We start from the raw sequence: 17935 nt of genomic DNA on the forward strand, positions 1-17935 counted from the left end.
CCACACAATTGACAATTATTCTCATTATCATTACGGTGCACGGCCGTCCTACCTCCAAGATATTTACAAGGAGAGCGCCGTGCTTCGCTTTTGCCGTTATGGCTTGCCTATATCGCTTCTGTCCCTTGCGTGTTCCCCATTTGCCTTGGCCGAAGACGCCTCTGGCAGCCATGAACTGGGCCAGATTACCGTCTCTGCAACCCGGGCTCACTCCACAGTTGATGAGACACCGCAGAAGGTCCTCATCATCACCCGTGAAGAAATCGAAGAGCAGCTGGCCATCAGTAGCGATCCGGGCCAAGTGCTCAGCAACCTGATTCCCTCCTATTCCCCCAGCCGCCAGAAGCTTTCCAATGCAGGGGAAAGCTTCCGTGGCCGCTCACCGTTGTTCATGATTGATGGGGTACCGCAAAGCAACCCGCTACGAGACAGTGCCCGCGACAGCTATACGATCGACCTGTCCATGGTGGAGCGCATCGAAGTCATTTATGGCGCCAGTGCCGAGCATGGGCTGGGCGCCACCGGCGGTATCATCAACTACATTACTCGCCGTGCCGACACCGGCACCATCAATCAGGAAGCCTCCGTCAGCCTGACGTCTGACGATGATTTTGATTCCGATGGTCAGGGCCACAAAGTGGACTACAGCATCAGTGGCCAGAAAGGCGACTGGGATTACCTGGGCGCTATCAGCCAGCAAAAGCGTGGCGTTTTCTATGACGGTGACGACCAGCTTGTCGGCATCGCCTACCCCGGCGAACTGCAGAACTCTACCAGTTTTGACGTGATGGGCCGGGTCGGCTACTGGATTGACGACAACCAGAACGTTGAACTGATGCTCAATCACTTCGAGTTGGAAGGCGAAGGCGATTATGTGCCGGTACCCGGCAATCGGGATGAAGGCATCCCCACCCGAGCGCGCCCAGGCGACCCTGTAGGCGACCCGGGCTTCAACAAGGTGACCACCGCCAGCTTCTCCTACAGCCATGCAGACTGGTTTGGCAACAAGGCGGACGTGCAATTGTACAGCCAGCAGTTCCGCGCCCAGTTTGCCACCACCCCGTTCTTCCCTTACGTGGACAGTGCCGGGAATGATCAGCTCGACCAGACCCGCAATGAATCGGACAAGGTTGGCGCCAAATTCACCCTGACCCGCAACGGCCTGCTCAACGACCGACTGGGCATCACCACCGGTCTGGATCTGCTGCAGGACGAAACCAACCAGGATCTGGTGCATACCGGTCGCACTTATGTGCCGGAAACCCAGTACCGCAACTACGCGCCCTTCCTGCAAGGCCGCTTCAAGCTCACCGACAAACTCAACCTGAATGCCGGTGCCCGCTATGAAAAAGCCGAGCTGAAAGTAGACACTTACTCCACCATCGACCGGACCAACGTGGTTAATGACAACGTGGTCGTGGAAGGCGGCAATCCGGACTTCAGCGAAACCCTGTACAACGCCGGGCTGGTATACCAGCTAACAAGCTGGGCACAGCTCTACGGCAGCTACTCGGAAGGGTTTGGTATGCCCGATGTGGGCCGCGTATTGCGTGGCATCAACACCCCCGGGCAGGACGTAGATACCCTGCTGGATCTACAGCCTATCGTTACCGACAACCAGGAAATTGGTGGGCGCTTCAACTGGGCACGCTACGGGTTTGAAGTGAGCTACTACGAGTCCAACTCGGATCTGGGCGAGCGCCTCACCTTCAACAGCGCCACCGGCACCTTCGAAGGCAGCCGGGAGAAAACCGAAATTCAGGGCGTGGAAGTGTCCGGGCACATGCAGATTAACGACGCCCACCGCGTCAAACTGTCCTATTCCCATGAGGATGGTGAATCGGACACCGATGGCAACGGCGTTGTCGATACCGAACTGAGCGGCCTGAGCATTGCACCCGACACGGTACAGATGAGCTGGAATGCCGGCTGGAACAGCACCGTCTCATCCTACCTGCAAGTCAGCCACTTCTTCAGCCGGGGCTTTGATGACCCGGATCTGGATTTTGACGGCTACAGCCTGGTCGACGCCATGCTCAGTTACAAACTGCCCGCGGGTAAACTGGATCTGGGTATTGAGAACCTGACGGATGAAGATTACTTCACCTACTACTCCCAGGCCGCCCGCGTGAGTGACGAGTACAACTTCAAGGGGCGTGGTCGCACCTACACCCTGGGGTATAGCGTAGATTTCTAGCCTCATCGGCACGGGCTCTACCGCAGCCCGTGCCCTCCCCATTAAAAGAACCACGCTGCCGGCGCCACCAAAACGATATTGACAATCATTCCCGCCAACCTTAGCTTTCAACGCCTGAATTTACATTGCTTACAATAAGGAGAGCCCCCGTGCTCCGTACTTACTTTATTGGCTTGCCTGTCTCATTGTTCACGCTTGCTGCTTCACCACTTGCCATCGCGGAGTCGGACGCTAACGAACTGGGGGCCATTACGGTTTCCGCCACTCGCGCCAATAGCGAAGTTGGCAAGACCTCCCAAAAAGTTACCGTCATTACCCGCGACGAAATTGATGAGCAATTGCGCATCACTTCTGATCAGTCCCAGGTACTCAGCAACCTGATTCCGTCATACACACCCAGCCGTCAAAAGCTTAGCAACTCAGGGGAAACATTCCGGGGACGCAATCCTCTCTTTCTCATCGACGGCATTCCGCAATCCAACCCCCTGCGCGACGGGTCACGTGATGGCTACACCATTGACCTGTCCATGGTTGAACGCATCGAGGTGATTTATGGCGCCAGCGCCGAACACGGGCTGGGAGCCACAGGCGGGATCATTAACTTTGTTACCCGTCGCCCGGAATCCGGCACCCTGAATCAGCATGTCGGCGTAAAAATGACCGCGCCCACCAATGACATCCATTCCAACAGCCTCGGATACAAAGTGGATTATCGCGCCGATGGCATCAAAGGGAACTGGGATTATCTTCTGGGCCTTAGCTACACCGATCGCGGCATGTTCTACGACGCTGAAAGCGAGCTCATTGGAGTGGACAACACCCAAGGGGACATCATGAACAGCGAAAGTCATGACATCTTCCTCAAGCTGGGGTACTGGATCAGCGATGAACAAAACGTAGAGCTCAGCATTAACCGTTTTTCCCTGGAAGGGAAACATGACTACGAAGCGGTGGACGGCAACTGGGTTAACGGCATCCCCACCACATCACGAAAAGGTGACCCGCAAGGCGATCCCGCCATGAATGAAGTACTGACCGTCGGGCTGAACTACACCCACAGCAATCTTGCCGGGAATCACTTTATTGCCCAGCTTTATAGCCAGAGCTTCAAGGCCCGTTACGGCGGTGGGGTCTTCGCTACCTTCCAGGATCCGGCCTATGGGACCAATGTCTACGACCAGTCCCAGAACGAATCCGACAAGATTGGCGGCAAACTGACCCTGTCCCGTGACGGCATGTTTAATAACCGCCTGAAGCTGACCACCGGCCTGGACCTGCTGCAGGACGAAACCACCCAGATCCTGGCACAGACCAATCGCGAATGGGTACCGGAAACCCAGTTCCGCAACATCGCGCCCTTCCTGCAGGCAGAAGTCAGCCCCATGCAACAACTGACCCTGAATGCCGGAGTGCGCTATGAATACGCGAAACTGAACGTGGACGATTTCACCACCCTGGCCTCCTACGGCAGCCAGCAAGTCGAAGGCGGCAGCCCGGATTTTGACGAAACCCTGCTCAATTACGGCCTGGTCTTCCAGGCCACCGAGAACGCGCAGTTGTTTGCCAACTACTCTGAAGGGTTCGGCATGCCCGATGTGGGCCGTGTTCTGCGAGGCATCAACCAGGCCAACCAGAGCGTGGAAGACTTCCTCGATCTGCAACCCATTGTGACCGACAACACCGAAATCGGTATCCGCCTGCATAACGGCGGCGCCCACTTTGAGCTCAGCCATTTCAGCTCCGATTCCGACCTGGGCCAACGACTGCAAAATAACGGCGGCATCTTCGAAGTCAGCCGTGAGCGAACCGAAATCCAGGGCATCGAGGCCGACGCAGGATGGCAAATCAATCCGGTGCACTACCTGAACGCCACTTATGCCCACATCAGCGGCAAGTTCGACAGTGATGATGACGGCACCGTAGACACCCGTCTGGATGGCCGCAATATCGCCCCTGACAGCATTCAGCTGCGCTGGCATGCCAAATGGACCAGCAAGCTGGATACCCAGCTTCAGGGGACTCACTACTTCAACAAGGATTTCGAAGGCGACACGAACGACTTCAGCTCCTACCAACTGGTTGACCTGTCTCTGGGATACGCGCTGCCCAAAGGCCAAGTCACTGCCGGCATCGAAAACCTGCTTAACGAGGATTACTTCAGCTACTTCTCGCAAACAGCCACCACCCGTGATGACCAGAACTTCAAGGGCCGTGGTCGTACCGTCACTCTGGGCTACAATCTGGACTTCTAGTAAGTCGCCCAGCTAGCTAACGGGCAGCCAATGGCTGCCCGTTTTATTTCCGAGCCTGATACTTTATGCGCAACCTGCTTTTCACTTTGCACAAATACACCGGCCTGATCACCGGACTGTTGCTGGTGGTTATCGGCCTCAGCGGCAGTTTGCTGGTCTTCCATGAGGGGCTGGACGAGTCGCTCAATCCGCAACTGATGACTCAGGGGAAAAGCACGCTTCCCCTTAACGACATCGTCGCCAACGCCGAAGCCGAGCTGGGCCGCAAAGCATTGCGTATCGAGCCGGCACAGGCCCCCGGCAGCCCCCACACCCTGCGCTTTTTTGCTCCACCGGGCGAACCCGGCCCGATTCAGGTCAGCGTCTCCCCCTATACCGGCGAGGTGCTTGCGATTCGCACCTGGGGCGATTACCTGATGACCTGGATCTACAGCCTGCATTACACCCTGCTGTCCGGCGAGATTGGCGAGATTGTAGTCGGTGTGCTCGGCCTGTGCCTGCTGGGATTCTGCCTGACCGGTGTTTATCTGTGGTGGCCCACCGGCAAGCGCAAGGGAAAGTGGCGCCGTAACCTGACCATAAAACGGGGCGCGGGCACCTATCGATTGCACTTTGACCTGCACCAGGTCATCGGCATCTATTTTCTCCCTGTACTGCTGGTGGTCGCCTTTTCCGGTGTCACCCTGATATTCCCGACACAAGTAGCGGCACTGGTGGATACGGTTCTGCCTCTGGAAAAACGGCCTTCGCCTTCGTCAACGCTCCCTGACACTCCCGGGGCCCCATCCCTTTCTCCTCAGCAATCACTGGATATCGCCCGCACCGTTTTCCCACAAGCCCCGCTGATTCGCCTGGATTTTCCCCGCAACGAAACCGGCAGCTACTCGCTGGCGTTCAACCGGGACGGAGAACCCTGGCAGCATTACGGTGCCAGTCGTATCTGGGTAGACCAATACAGTGGCGAGGTACTGGCGGTATGGGACGCCCCCAATGTGGCCGCCGGAAGCCAGTTCATGATCTGGCAATTCCCACTCCATAATGGTGATGCCCTGGGCATGCCGGGGCGCATCATCGTACTGATCAGCGGGCTGACGCCCCTGCTGTTCTTTATCACTGGCACCTACATGTGGTGGCAGAAACGCCAGTTACGCCTGCAGGCCCAACGCCGCAAGCTGGCACGACAACAGGCACGTTGACGCCCTGTTGTCACCCTTCCATGCTTAACTGAAAGCTGAAGACCACAAGGAGCCTCACATGCGTCAATGGATGTCCGCACTGGTGATCAGCCTGCTTCTGCTAAGCAGCCAGGTCATCGCGTTTGACCACAGCCGCTGGAACACATTGCTTCATCAGCATGTGCAACCGCAACGCGGCGGTGTTGCCACTGTCGTGGACTATGACGGGATCGCCGCGAACCGTGAGGCTCTGCAATCGTATCTGGATAGCCTTTCCGCGGCCACTCAAGGTGAGTTCAACAGCTTCGAACGCGATGAAAAACTCGCGTTCCTGATCAATGCCTACAACGCCTTTACGGTTGAGTTAATCCTTCAGGAAAACCAGCCTGACTCCATTCGTGATATCGGCACGCTCTTTTCCAGCCCCTGGGACAAGGCATTCTTTTCCTTGCTGGGGGAGTCCCGGACGCTGGATGAACTGGAACATGAAATGATTCGTGGCAATCCAGACCTGATGGACCCGCGTATTCATTTCGCTGTGAACTGCGCCTCCATCGGCTGCCCTGCCCTTCGCGCCACCGCCTACACCGGTGAGCAGCTGGAAGCCCAGCTGGAGGAAAGCACGACGCAATTTCTCAGCGACAAACAGCGCAATCGCTACAACAGCGAACAGGACACCCTGGAAGTCTCGAAGATTTTCGACTGGTATGAAGACGATTTTGAAGGCGCCGCCGGCAGCCTGTCCCATTACCTTCTGCAATACTCGGACACGCTGGGCATACCCGCCAATCGCCAAAAGGCACTGGACGGCGAGGACATGGAGGTGCAGTTTTTACCTTATGACTGGTCACTGAATACGCAGTAATCCAACCAGGCTCAGGAGGGACATGGCATGGACGCCTATCACGCAACCGCGATACATCGCCTGCACAGTATCTGGCTGTCGTTTCGCAACTTGCCTCACTGGCTGCAGGGCTGGGTCTTCCTCATTCTGATGCCACTCAACGGGGCCAGCCTGTTCTTTCTGGACACCTTCTCCGGCCAGGCCATCACGCTGGCTCTGTTTCTGGTTCTCGCCGTAAACCTGCCCCTGATGTGGCACCACCGCGGCATGAACAAAGACATGTCACTGGTGCACCTGCTGGCCTGGATTCCACTGGAAATCGCCCTGCTGGGGCAGCTGGCCGGGCGCTGGGGCGACGATCACCTGGCACCGGCACTATGGGGTTTCACCCTTGCGGTATTCATGGTCAACGCCATCAGCCTGTTCTTCGATGTAGTCGATGCCTGGTGCTGGGCCCAGGGCGATCGCCTGACCCTCCACCCGGATCACAGTTGATAGTTAACAGCGGCGCGGGTGTAGCGCCGTCATTTCATCAGGTGTTTAATCCCGCGCCGAGACTCTGGACGCGGCCTCAACCATCTAAAACAACGACAACGCTCAGTTCGCGAGCTGCCAACTGTCCACTATCAACTGTCAACTGATTACAGGTACTCCAGCGCCTCAGCCACATTGCTCACGCCGATAATCTCCACGCCGTCGGGCAGTTTTCTGGGCAGGTTCGCTTTGGGCACAATGGCTTTTTTGAAGCCGTGCTTCACCGCTTCGTAAAGCCGTTCCTGCCCTTGAGGAACGGGTCGAATTTCACCGGACAACCCCACCTCACCAAACACCACCAGCTCACGCTCCAGCGCCCGGTCCCGGAAGCTGGACACAATAGCCAGCACCTGGGCCAGGTCCGCGGCGGTTTCGGTGACTTTCACCCCGCCAACCACATTCATGAACACATCCTGATCGCCCACCTGAATACCGCCATGACGATGCAGAACGGCCAGCAACATAGCCAACCGGTTTCCCTCCAGCCCCACACAGATGCGCCTGGGGTTCCCAAAATGAGAGGCGTCCACCAACGCCTGCAGCTCTACCAGCAACGGCCGTGTACCTTCCCAGACCACGGTAACCAGCGAGCCCGAGGCAATCTCATCCGCCCTGTTGAGGAAAATAGCAGACGGGTTCTTCACTTCTTTCAGGCCCTCGCCGGTCATGGCGAACACACCCAGCTCGTTCACCGCACCGAAACGATTCTTCAGGCCACGCAAGGTACGAAAGCGGGAATCCGTAGAACCTTCCAGCATCAGTGAGCAATCAATCATATGCTCGAGCACCTTAGGGCCTGCCAGGGTACCGTCCTTGGTCACGTGCCCCACCAGCAGCAGCACGGTACCTGTCTGTTTGGCAAAACGGGTCAGGGCGGCGGCACATTCGCGCACCTGGGCCACACTGCCCGGTGCGGACTGCAACGCCGCCAGAAACATGACCTGGATGGAATCCACCACCAGGATGCGCGGCATTTCCTTACGAGCCAGTTCCAGAATCTGCTCCACATCCGTTTCCGCCGCCAGGCGAAGCTTTTCCTTGGGCAGCTTCAACCGGTCTGCACGCATGGCCACCTGGGACAGGGATTCCTCACCGGTGATATACAAGCAGCTTTGGCTGTCCGAGAGTTTGCACAATGTCTGCAATAACAAGGTGGATTTGCCTGCGCCGGGGTGCCCACCAATCAGAATGGCCGAGCCGGGCACCAACCCACCACCCAGCACGCGATCCAGCTCGCCCATGCCGGAACTGATGCGCGGCGTTTCCTCCAGAACAATATCGTTGAGATTCTGCACCTCTGACAGTTGCCCGGAAAAACCGCCGCGGCTGCCCGCTCCTTTTGACGAGGGCGTGGCGGGATCGTGAACGAATTCCTGCAAGGTATTCCAGGCATTGCATGCCGGACACTGCCCTTGCCATTTGGGAAAATCCGCTCCGCAATCCGTGCATACAAACGCGATTTTTTTCTTGGCCACAAACAAGTCCTTCTCGTGTATTGCTATCTACAAAGCTGCTGCAGGAACGTAGCGCAGCGGAGTAACGCACGGAGTGCGGCCCCAAAGGGTGAGCGCAGCGAAAATAACACCGCTTTAGGTGCGAATACGAGCGTTAGCGAGTTACAAGTAGAAAAAAGCGCAACCTTAATCTGCCGAGCCTGACAGGTTTGGTTTTCGAAACTCGCTTCTCGCAACTCGTAACTGTTTTGTTCGCACCTCAAGCGGTGCTCCTACAGCGGCCTTCGGATTAAACGACAATGCGCTCTGGCCGATCGGTAATCTGACAGAATAGTTCATAACTGATGGTGCCACAGGCGCGGGCCACGTCATCCACATCCACCACATCGCCCCACAGCTCCACTTCGTCGCCCACGCGGGCATCAAGCCCGGTCACGTCAACGGTAAGCATATCCATGGAAACGCGGCCCACCAATTCCGTGACAGCCCCGTTCACCGCCACCGGAGTGCCACTGGGGGCATGGCGCGGGTAACCATCGCCATAGCCCACAGCCACCACACCGACCTGACAGGGTTCGGCGGCAGTCCAGGTTGCGCCGTAGCCCACGCTTTCACCGGCCTCCACGGTATTAATGGCGATCAAACGGGCGGTGAACCGGTGGCTGACCGCCAAGCCCAGTTCGCTGGCCGTTTGCCAGTCGAAGGGAGACGAGCCGTACAGCATGATGCCAGGGCGCACTCGCTGCGCGCGGCTCTGAGGGTAACGCAGTAGCGCTGCCGAATTGGACGCCGACAACGGCAACATCAACTGCTCCGCTATCTGCCCGGCGACCAGCAACTGTTTCTCGGAATACGTATCCCGACTCACATCCGCACAGGCGAAATGGCTCATAACACCCACCGGTGCCATTCCCCCTGCCCGCAATTGCGCCGCTGCCTGCAGGGCGATGTCCGGACGAAAACCAAGACGGTTCATGCCCGTGTTCACTTTCAACCAGATGCGAACCGGGCAAGGGCTGGCCAGCAGCAAATCCACTTGCCACAGCGAGTGCACCACCACTTCAAGGGATAGCCGCTCCGCCTCCTTCAGCTCTTCGGCATCGAAGAAGCCTTCGGCCACAAGTATCGGCAAGGTCATGCCGTGTTCTCGCAGCGCACGCGCCTCTTCCACCAGCGCCACCCCCAGGCCCGACACGTTGTCGTGCATGGCATCCGCCGCCCTCAACAGGCCGTGCCCGTAGCCGTTGGCCTTGACCATGGCAAACACCTCAGCCCCATCAGCCAGCTGCCGGGCCAGGCGCGCATTATGAGCCAGCGCAGAAGGGCGAATTTCGATTCGGGTGCCTCGCATTAGAGCAGGCTCCCACGCTTGCACGCATCACGCAGCCACGCAAAAAATAAAGCACGCTGCGTTAACGAAAATACCTGGATACCCATGCTCGGCTTTTACCTATTCAGGTGCGCTTGCGTGTTGCATGTTGCGTGAAGCGTGCTGCATCACTATTCATCCCCTGCCGCCAGCTGGGCATAGTATTCCGGAGCCAGGTCATCGAAGCGGGTGAACTCGCCGCGGAAGGCCAGCCGCACGGTGCCGATAGGACCATTACGCTGCTTGCCGATAATGATCTCGGCCACACCGCGTTCGTTACTGTCCTTGTTGTACACCTCATCCCGATAAAGGAAGACGATCAAATCCGCATCCTGCTCAATCGCCCCGGATTCACGCAAATCCGACATTACCGGGCGCTTGTTGGGCCGTTGTTCCAAGGAACGGTTAAGCTGTGACAGGGCCAGCACCGGGCAATTCAGCTCCTTGGCGATCCCTTTCAGGGAGCGGGAAATTTCCGAGATTTCGTTGACCCGGTTTTCCACCCCCGGCACCTGCATCAGCTGCAGGTAATCGACCATGATCAGCCCCAGTTCGCCGCCACATTCGCGGGCCACCCGGCGGGCACGGGCGCGCATTTCCAGCGGACTCAGTGCCGGCGTGTCGTCGATAAAAAAGCGCTGCTCACTGAGCATGTGAATGGCAGAGGTGATACGCGGCCAGTCATCCTTTTCCAGATTACCGGAGCGGATGGCGCCCTGATTGATGCGCCCCAGTGAAGAAAGCATCCGCATGACGATGGATTCCGCCGGCATCTCCATGGAGAACACCAGGACAGGTTTGTTACTCTTGATCGCCACGTTTTCGCACAGGTTCATGGCGAAGGTGGTCTTACCCATGGAGGGTCGGCCGGCGACTACGATCATGTCGGCGGGCTGCAAGCCACCAGTCATTTTATCCAGCTCTTCAAAACCGGAGGTCAGGCCAGTGAGTGAGCTCTTGGTTTTGTACAGCTCATCAATGCGGTCCACCGCCTTTTTCAGCACCGACTTGATATTCTGCGGGCCATCCCCTTTTTTCTGTTGCTCGGCAATCTCGAAAATGGAGGACTCGGCCTCATCGAGAATTTCCAGGGATTTACGCCCTTCGGTATTAAACGCGCTATCCGCCACCTTGTGCGACACATTGATCAACTGCCGCAGGATGCTGCGCTCACGGACGATATCCGAATAGGCGGTAATGTTGGCCGCACTGGGCGTGTTACGGGCCAGTTCCGACAGATAGGTCATGCCGCCAATGGATTCGAGCTGCCCCAGGTTATTGAGCGCCTGGGAGACGGTGACCAGGTCACTGGGGTTTTCCTCTTCCACCAGCTGGGCAATCACGTCGAAAATCAGGCGGTGCTCCTTGCGGTAGAAATCCCGCGCGCCCACTCGCTCGGCCACATCATCCCAGGCGCTGTTATTGAGTAGCAAACCGCCCAGTACCGCCTGCTCCGCCTCCACCGAATTGGGAGGAATACGCAGGTTCTCAGGCAGGTGTTTGTCCAGCGACATAGGTTCGTTCATGGTGGCTTCCACAAGACCAGAAAATCAGTAACGAGTTTCGAGAAGCGAGTACCGAAAAGCACCGAAACCCGGCCTTTCGTAACTCGATACTCGCTTCTCGAAACTCAAAATCACTTTAACGAAAAAGGGCACTGCCCTTTCGGACAATGCCCTGATTCTGTCACCGCACCCCCGCAGGGGCAAACCGGTTGTCAGTTCTGTCGATTACTCGGCAGGAACCACAGCCAGTTTGATGGTCACAGTTACCTCGGCGTGCAACGCCAGGTCGATTTCGAACTCACCGGTGGTGCGCAGTGCACCGTGGGGCAGCTTCACTTCTGCTTTTTCCACGTCCACGCCAGTGGAAGAGGAAATGGCTTCCGCGATGTCGCGGGTACCCACAGAACCGAACAGCTTGCCTTCGTCGCCCGCTTTGGCGGCGATGGAAACTGCGGCTTCGTTCAGCTTCTCGGCGCGTTCCTGGGCAGCACCCAGCTGCTCTGCAGCGTGCTTTTCCAGCTCGGCACGACGCTGTTCCACTTCCGCCAGGTTGGCTTTGGTGGCAGGCAGCGCTTTGCCTTGCGGGATCAGGAAGTTACGGCCGTAACCGGAACGTACGTCTACAACTGCGCCCAAATCGCCCAGGTTCTTGATCGTTTCCAGCAGGATCACTTGCATGATGGTCCCCTCGGCTTAATTGTCGTGGCTGTCAGAGTACGGCAGCAGCGCCAGGAAGCGAGCCTGCTTGATAGCAGAGGCCAGCTGACGCTGGTAGCGTGCCTTGGTGCCGGTAATACGGCTGGGCACGATCTTGCCAGTCTCGGTGATGTAGGCTTTCAGGGTGTCGAGATCCTTGTAATCGATGTACTCAACACCTTCCGCGGTAAAGCGGCAGAACTTGCGGCGGCGATAAAAACGGGCCATTGGATAATCTCCTGTCGAATCCTTAGTTAAGGCTTTGCAGCGTTTGGGCAAGCAATTGCAAACGGTCCCGGGCGTCTCCCTTGTAACCGGCGCGACTGAGGCATCCGGTTACCTTGATTCGCTGACCCTCTTTCAGGCCCTGGGCCTGTTGGGTCATCCCACCCGCCAGAATCACGGCGATGCGGGCCTGGACTTCACGGGGATGTCCGTCTTCCAGTTGCCGGGAGCGATGTTCCAGCCAGACTCGCTGACGGGGCACTCCGGCTGGAGTCAGGGCCACCTTTTCCAAGGTGACGATCACACCAGTGAGTTCGCAGTGGTTGCTTTCCAAAATTAGCTGGCAGCCCCTTCCTTCTCGTCGTTCTTCGCCAGCGGCGACGGCTCGGTTACGGCGTTGTCGCGACGAATTACGAGGTGACGGATTACGGCATCGTTAAAGCGGAAAGTGTTTTCCAGCTCGCCCAGGGTCTCGCCGTCACATTCGATGTTCAGCATCACATAGTGAGCTTTGTGGATCTTGTTGATCGGGTAAGCCAGCTGACGACGGCCCCAATCTTCAACACGGTGGATAGTGCCTTTGCCATCGGTCACGATCGCGCTGTAGCGCTCGACCATGGCAGAGACCTGTTCGCTCTGGTCCGGGTGAACCAGGAACACAACTTCGTAATGACGCATGTTAGCTCCTTACGGTTGCGACGCCTCACGGCGCCAATTCAGCTTCCCGCCGTGATCATGATCAACGCACGGTGAAGCAAGGAGACCTGCATCCCCGCCCCGAGAAACCGGGGGAGACGCAGGAAGCGCGCGATTCTATCCCATTGCAGGGGGCAACCTCAAGGCATATCCATTGCCATCTGCCGGCGACGGACGTATGCTCAAATAAAACAAAACGCTACAAACGCTTACAAAAAGCGTCGTCAACCCCAAGCCCCTGAAAAGACAGGGGAAAACAACAACAATGGGATACGACAATGTACATCCGAGCCCTGGCCACCGGCCTGTGCGGTTTTTTATTGCTGACTCCAGTTCACGCCCAGGAGCCACCGCCCCCCTGTGGCAGCCCGGTGGCGGTGCCGGACAAACCGCTACTGGAAGACTACCCGGATTACAGCAATTTCCTGCTGCAGATCATGAAATACAAGCAGGCCCAGCGAGACCAGGCGGCCCACCGCAACGCCTGCCCCGACGACTACCAGCCCCAGCCCATGGCCAGCAGCGACCCGACCGTCATTGACGAACCGGAAACCCTGTCCAGCGCCTTGGCACGCACCGGCAAACTGGAGCAGATCGATTACCAGCGCAATCGCACCTGGTATAACCGCTCCACCTCGAAAAGTTTTGTGCTGCCCCCTCTCGGCGGCGACTCCCTGGCCAGCGAACGCATCCGTACCCTGCTGGCGAACGCAGGCTCTGATACACCACTATTCCTGCCCATGACCATTGTTGGCATGCAGCTCGACGGCATCAATGATGGCGGCGAAGCACAGCAACAAGAGGTCCAGTTCAGTTATGAGCTGCTTCCCAAGCAGGAGCGCCAAGCCAGCCGCGCAGCGTTTATTGCCAACACTCAGCAGCAATTCAGCGGCGTGTATCGCAGCGGCAATCTGCTCCTGTATCTGGATAACAGCGGCGAAACCTTACGTATAGAAGGCACCGCAGAGGGGAGATTGAGGTAACCATGGCCGGGTGCGTGCTGCCTACCTTCATTATGCTGATCAGTGTCATGATGCTGGCCCTGAACGGACAAGCACTGGCCGCCCAGGACGTGGGATCACCGCAGGAGGCGCTGGCCCGCGCGCTGGGACCGAGGCCGGAAATTCGCGACTACACGCGTCAGGACCGGTTCGTGACCGACCTGCTCGCCTGGCAGCGCCACAAAAGCGAACTGGAGGCCAAACTCGCCCGGGGGGAGTCCATTGCACCTCCTGCACCAGCGCCGCAGCCAAACTGGCACCATGTTACCGGCCCGGAAGACCTGGACACCGCCCTGCACAATGCGCAGGGCTACAAACAACCGAACTACCAGGAACCCATTCGCTACGACCGCACCACCCACCTGAGTTTTCCGCTGCCGCCATTGCCGCAACAGCAGCTGTCAGAGAAGGCATTGATCGGCGAACGCCCCGTGCCGGCAGACCCGGCCAAAGAAGAGATCCCTGAGGAATTACTGGAGGAGAATGCCCGCCTACAACGGGAAATGGCCGCCAGCCGGGCGAACTTGCCGCCGCCCGAACTTAACCGTCAGCATTTCGTCAGCCATTCTCAGCTACGCTGAGCCCTCACCTGAAACAACATCACACCAGTGGCCACCGACACATTGAGGCTCTGCACCTCTCCGGCCATGGGGATTTCCAGCAGCTGGTCGCACTTGTCACGGGTCAGACGCTTCAGCCCACTACCCTCGGCCCCCATGACAATTGCCAGTGATTCCGGGGGCCGAAAGGTAAACAAGGACTCACTTCGCTCTTCCAGAGCCGTGCCCACCACCCACACGCCGCGATCACGCAACTGATCCAGCAAACTGGCCAGATTACCGATTTCGTAATAGGCCAGGCTCTCCGCCGCGCCCACCGCGGTGCGACACGCCACCGGCGTCAGCCCTGCCGCATTGCGGCGCGGCACGATCACCGCCTGAACCCCGGCCGCATCCGCACTACGCAGGCAGGCACCCAGGTTATGCGGGTCGGTGACATTCTCCAGAATCAGCAACAGCGGGCTGGCCGGCTTGCCGTCCAGCCACTGCAGCAGGGCACTTTCGTCCGCCGGCCGACGAGGGCGGGCCCGCGCCACGATACCCTGATGCTGCGGCCCCGCGTGCTTTTCCAGCACCTCGCGGCGAGCCCGCTGCACGGCAATCCCGAAGTCCTTTGCCGCTTGTATCATGGCGGCAAGGCGCGGGTCATCCCGGTCTACCCGGGTGTCTTGTACAAACAGTTCCAACACCGCCTCCGGGCGATGCCGCAACAAGGCCTCCACCGCGTGAAAGCCGGAATACATCAAGGGTTTATTCATAACGACGCCTGCACGCTGGACGCACCACGCAAACACGCGATACGCAGTGGAGGTGAAATCAAAACACAGGAGCGGCGCTTAAGCGGCGAATCATTGCCATTAAGGCAACCCATTCAGCTCAAGTGCCGCTCCTGCGGGCTAGCTCTTTTTACTACGGCGCGCGGCTTTCTTGCCGCGGGGCGGCCCCTTGCGCTTGGTCTTGGGTTTGGAAATATCGCCCTTGGCCAGCTTTTCCCGCTCGGACGTGCCCGAGTCCGCCTTTGCAGCACTCCCCGAGCGCCCGCCCTTGCCTCTGCCGGACGGCTTTTTCTTGCTGCCGGCTTTGGGGCGACCTTTACCGCTGGGGGTAAAGGATTCCAGCTGCAGGTCAATCTTGCGGTCCTCAGTGTGCACCGCCGCCACGCAGACCGTGACAGCATCACCCAAGCCAAACTGACGACCACTGCTTTCACCGGTAAGGGTCAGACTCACTTCATCGAAGTGGTAGTAATCGCTGTCCAGATTGGCCACATGCACCAGACCATCGATGTGCAGGTCATTGAGCTGTACAAATAGCCCGAAACTGGCCACGCCACTGATGGTGCCTTCAAACACCTGCCCCAGATGCGCCTCCATGAACTGACATTTAAGCCAGGACACCACATCGCGGGTAGCTTCATCCGCGCGGCGCTCGGTCATGGAGCACTGCTCACCAATCGCCACCATGTCCGCCTGGCTGTAAGGCAGGATTTTCTCGCGTGGGATCTCCGGCAAACTCCCCGGATTATCCACGTGATTCGGCTCGCCGTTACTGCGGATCAGGAACCGGATAGCCCGGTGCACCAGCAGATCCGGATAACGACGGATCGGCGAGGTGAAATGGGTGTACGCCTTGTAGGCCAGACCAAAGTGGCCTTTGTTCTCGGCCTCGTACTTGGCTTGGCTCATGGTGCGCAACATCATTGTCTGGATCACGTTGCGATCCGGGCGCTCCAGAATCTCTTCGCGCAGGTCCTGGAATACATAAGGCTTTGGTGCCGCCCCTTCCGACCAGGCGATACTCAAGCCCAGCCCACCCAGGAATTGCTGCAACTTGCTCAGGCGCTCTTCCTTGGGCGGCTCGTGGTTCCGGTAAAGCGCCGGCACACCGGCTTTTTCCAGCAATTTGGCGGAACAGATATTGGCGGCCAGCATGGCCTCCTCAATCATGATGTGCGCCACATTGCGCTGCACCGGCACAATCGCTTCGATCTTCTTGTTTTCGTCGTAAATGATGCGGGTGTCATCGCTATCGAAGTCGATGGCACCGCGCTCTTCACGGCGACGGCGCAGGGCCAAGAACATTTCGTGGAACGACCAGATCATGTCCAGAGACTCATCATCCAGGCTGGCCACAGTCTCTTGCGCCAGTTCGGACTCCGGCTCTTCAATGATCGCGCCGACCTTGTTGTAGGTCAGACGGTGCCGCGAGCGCATCACCCCTTCACGGAAAATAAACCGGGTGAGGCGCCCGTTGGCGGAAATCTTCATGTCGCAGTACAGACACAGACGGTCCACATGGGGGTTCAGGGAACATAATCCGTTGGACAGCGCCTCCGGCAACATCGGGATCACCCGATTGGGGAAATACACGGAATTACCGCGATTGGCCGCTTCCTGATCCAGTTCGGAGCCGGGATGCACATAATGACTCACATCGGCGATGGCCACGATCAGGCGCCAGCCCCCACGGGGACGACGCTCTACATAGACCGCATCATCAAAATCCCGGGCGGTCTCATCATCAATGGTGACCAACGGCAAATCACGCAGATCCACCCGATGGGCCTTGGGCTTATGGGGCACCTTGTCGCCAAATTTCTCAGCGGCGGCTTCCACTCCTTCCGGCCAGACATGGGGAATCTCGAAGCGGCGCAGGGCCACCTCAACTTCCATGCCGGCTTCGTCCGGGGTGGCAATAATCTCTTCCAGGCGCACCAGTACATGGTGGTCGCGGCTGGGGTACTGGGTAATGGTGGCGCGGACATGGTCGCCGGGGTTCGGCTTGATGCCGTTCTTGTCCTCAATCAAGACTTCTTTGGTGATGCGGCGATTTTCCGGCTCAATAAAGCTGATCCCCGCTTCCCGGGAATAGCGGCCCACCACTTCTGTGGCAACACGTTCGGTGATTTCGACAATACGGGCTTCTTTCTTGCCAAAACGGTTGTAGCCCGCATTGCTGACCAGCACCCGGTCCCCGTCCATGACGTTTTCCATCTGCCGGGGTGCGAGAAACAGGTCACCCTGGGTCTTGTCGTCTGGAATCAGGAAACCAAAGCCATCTTTGTGGCCCTGCACCCGGCCGGCGATCAGGTCCATTTTGGACACCACACCCACTTTGCCGTTGCGATTCTGAACCAGCTGGGCATCACGGAGCATAGCCTTGATGCGGCGATCGAGCCCGACTTCCCCCTCTTCATCCACCTCCAGCAGCTGTGCCAGCAGCTCAAACGACAGGGGTTTACCCTGATCATTGAGCACATCCAGAATCAGCTCCCGGCTGGGAACGGGGTTCTCGTATTTTTCCGCCTCTCGGTCGGCATGGGGATCGCTATAGCGTTTTTTTGAGGTCATCGAAGATTTTTTCGAAAAGGAATTTGACATTGGCCCATCATATACTAGAATGCACCCGCTTTCGCGATGAACGGCTA

The 17935-nt window shown here is 58.0% G+C and carries 16 protein-coding genes; 7 read left to right on the top strand and 9 right to left on the bottom strand.

Annotated features, from left to right (window positions below; all coding sequences use genetic code 11):
- The first annotated feature begins 145 nt into the window (after window positions 1-145).
- The 5 genes from CL546_RS12910 to CL546_RS12930 all read left to right on the top strand — a co-directional run bounded on the left by CL546_RS12910 (window position 146) and on the right by CL546_RS12930 (window position 6963).
- Entirely contained in the window at window positions 146-2197 is a 2052-nt protein-coding gene (locus tag CL546_RS12910; RefSeq protein ID WP_290495691.1) for a TonB-dependent receptor, read from the top strand.
- 149 nt (window positions 2198-2346) lie between these two features.
- Entirely contained in the window at window positions 2347-4449 is a 2103-nt protein-coding gene (locus CL546_RS12915; RefSeq protein WP_290495640.1) for a TonB-dependent receptor, read from the top strand.
- A 65-nt stretch (window positions 4450-4514) separates the two neighbouring features.
- Window positions 4515-5645 (top strand): PepSY-associated TM helix domain-containing protein, encoded by a 1131-nt coding sequence (locus tag CL546_RS12920; RefSeq protein WP_290495642.1) that lies wholly within the window; start codon window positions 4515-4517, stop codon window positions 5643-5645.
- A 58-nt stretch (window positions 5646-5703) separates the two neighbouring features.
- The gene (locus CL546_RS12925; protein ID WP_290495644.1) at window positions 5704-6489 is read left to right on the top strand and encodes a DUF547 domain-containing protein; all 786 of its coding nucleotides are present in this window, start codon (window positions 5704-5706) and stop codon (window positions 6487-6489) included.
- A 27-nt stretch (window positions 6490-6516) separates the two neighbouring features.
- The gene (locus CL546_RS12930) at window positions 6517-6963 is read left to right on the top strand and encodes a hypothetical protein (RefSeq protein ID WP_290495646.1); all 447 of its coding nucleotides are present in this window, start codon (window positions 6517-6519) and stop codon (window positions 6961-6963) included.
- 146 nt (window positions 6964-7109) lie between these two features.
- On the opposite strand, the gene radA is transcribed toward CL546_RS12930, so the two are convergent.
- The 7 genes from radA to rpsF form a co-directional block, all read right to left on the bottom strand.
- Window positions 7110-8477, bottom strand: a complete 1368-nt coding sequence (radA, locus tag CL546_RS12935) for a DNA repair protein RadA (protein WP_290495648.1) — start codon at window positions 8475-8477, stop codon at window positions 7110-7112.
- Between the two features lie 268 nt (window positions 8478-8745).
- Window positions 8746-9807 (bottom strand): alanine racemase, encoded by a 1062-nt coding sequence (gene alr / locus CL546_RS12940; RefSeq protein WP_290495650.1) that lies wholly within the window; start codon window positions 9805-9807, stop codon window positions 8746-8748.
- 149 nt (window positions 9808-9956) lie between these two features.
- Window positions 9957-11351: a replicative DNA helicase gene (dnaB, locus tag CL546_RS12945; RefSeq protein WP_007150454.1), complete on the bottom strand. Its 1395-nt coding sequence runs from the start codon at window positions 11349-11351 to the stop codon at window positions 9957-9959.
- A 204-nt stretch (window positions 11352-11555) separates the two neighbouring features.
- On the bottom strand, window positions 11556-12008 hold the full coding sequence (gene rplI, locus CL546_RS12950) for a 50S ribosomal protein L9 (protein WP_007148535.1): 453 nt from the start codon (window positions 12006-12008) through the stop codon (window positions 11556-11558).
- A 15-nt stretch (window positions 12009-12023) separates the two neighbouring features.
- Window positions 12024-12254 (bottom strand): 30S ribosomal protein S18, encoded by a 231-nt coding sequence (gene rpsR, locus CL546_RS12955; RefSeq protein WP_007148676.1) that lies wholly within the window; start codon window positions 12252-12254, stop codon window positions 12024-12026.
- A 22-nt stretch (window positions 12255-12276) separates the two neighbouring features.
- Complete coding sequence (priB, locus tag CL546_RS12960) at window positions 12277-12585, bottom strand: primosomal replication protein N (protein WP_039926398.1); 309 nt, start codon at window positions 12583-12585, stop codon at window positions 12277-12279.
- Between the two features lie 2 nt (window positions 12586-12587).
- Window positions 12588-12929, bottom strand: coding sequence for a 30S ribosomal protein S6 (gene rpsF, locus CL546_RS12965; protein ID WP_290495656.1), 342 nt, complete (start codon window positions 12927-12929; stop codon window positions 12588-12590).
- A gap of 296 nt (window positions 12930-13225) precedes the next feature.
- On the opposite strand from rpsF, the gene CL546_RS12970 reads away from it, so the two are divergent.
- Window positions 13226-13930, top strand: a complete 705-nt coding sequence (locus CL546_RS12970; protein WP_290495658.1) for a hypothetical protein — start codon at window positions 13226-13228, stop codon at window positions 13928-13930.
- Window positions 13931-13932: 2 nt separating this feature from the next.
- Window positions 13933-14529: a hypothetical protein gene (locus CL546_RS12975; protein ID WP_290495660.1), complete on the top strand. Its 597-nt coding sequence runs from the start codon at window positions 13933-13935 to the stop codon at window positions 14527-14529.
- Here the strand turns inward: CL546_RS12975 and rlmB are convergent.
- Together rlmB and rnr are read right to left on the bottom strand one after the other, a co-directional pair.
- A complete protein-coding gene (gene rlmB, locus CL546_RS12980) occupies window positions 14517-15266 on the bottom strand; it encodes a 23S rRNA (guanosine(2251)-2'-O)-methyltransferase RlmB (protein WP_290495662.1) in 750 nt (249 codons plus the stop codon). The genes CL546_RS12975 and rlmB overlap by 13 nt on opposite strands.
- Window positions 15267-15404: 138 nt before the next feature.
- Window positions 15405-17858, bottom strand: a complete 2454-nt coding sequence (gene rnr / locus CL546_RS12985; RefSeq protein ID WP_290495664.1) for a ribonuclease R — start codon at window positions 17856-17858, stop codon at window positions 15405-15407.
- Window positions 17859-17935: the final 77 nt, after the last annotated feature.

This window comes from Alcanivorax sp., assembly GCF_002726155.1.
Taxonomy (GTDB): domain Bacteria; phylum Pseudomonadota; class Gammaproteobacteria; order Pseudomonadales; family Alcanivoracaceae; genus Alcanivorax.

Bases quoted from the DNA above. Each gene is read 5' to 3' on its own strand.
- rnr (WP_290495664.1), bottom strand. From the start codon at position 17,858: ATGACCTCAAAAAAACGCTATAGCGATCCCCATGCCGACCGAGAGGCG.
- CL546_RS12930 (WP_290495646.1), top strand. From the start codon at position 6,517: ATGGACGCCTATCACGCAACCGCGATACATCGCCTGCACAGTATCTGG.
- rpsF (WP_290495656.1), bottom strand. From the start codon at position 12,929: ATGCGTCATTACGAAGTTGTGTTCCTGGTTCACCCGGACCAGAGCGAA.
- CL546_RS12920 (WP_290495642.1), top strand. From the start codon at position 4,515: ATGCGCAACCTGCTTTTCACTTTGCACAAATACACCGGCCTGATCACC.
- CL546_RS12970 (WP_290495658.1), top strand. From the start codon at position 13,226: ATGTACATCCGAGCCCTGGCCACCGGCCTGTGCGGTTTTTTATTGCTG.
- rpsR (WP_007148676.1), bottom strand. From the start codon at position 12,254: ATGGCCCGTTTTTATCGCCGCCGCAAGTTCTGCCGCTTTACCGCGGAA.
- alr (WP_290495650.1), bottom strand. From the start codon at position 9,807: ATGCGAGGCACCCGAATCGAAATTCGCCCTTCTGCGCTGGCTCATAAT.
- dnaB (WP_007150454.1), bottom strand. From the start codon at position 11,351: ATGAACGAACCTATGTCGCTGGACAAACACCTGCCTGAGAACCTGCGT.
- CL546_RS12925 (WP_290495644.1), top strand. From the start codon at position 5,704: ATGCGTCAATGGATGTCCGCACTGGTGATCAGCCTGCTTCTGCTAAGC.
- CL546_RS12975 (WP_290495660.1), top strand. From the start codon at position 13,933: ATGGCCGGGTGCGTGCTGCCTACCTTCATTATGCTGATCAGTGTCATG.
- rplI (WP_007148535.1), bottom strand. From the start codon at position 12,008: ATGCAAGTGATCCTGCTGGAAACGATCAAGAACCTGGGCGATTTGGGC.
- rlmB (WP_290495662.1), bottom strand. From the start codon at position 15,266: ATGAATAAACCCTTGATGTATTCCGGCTTTCACGCGGTGGAGGCCTTG.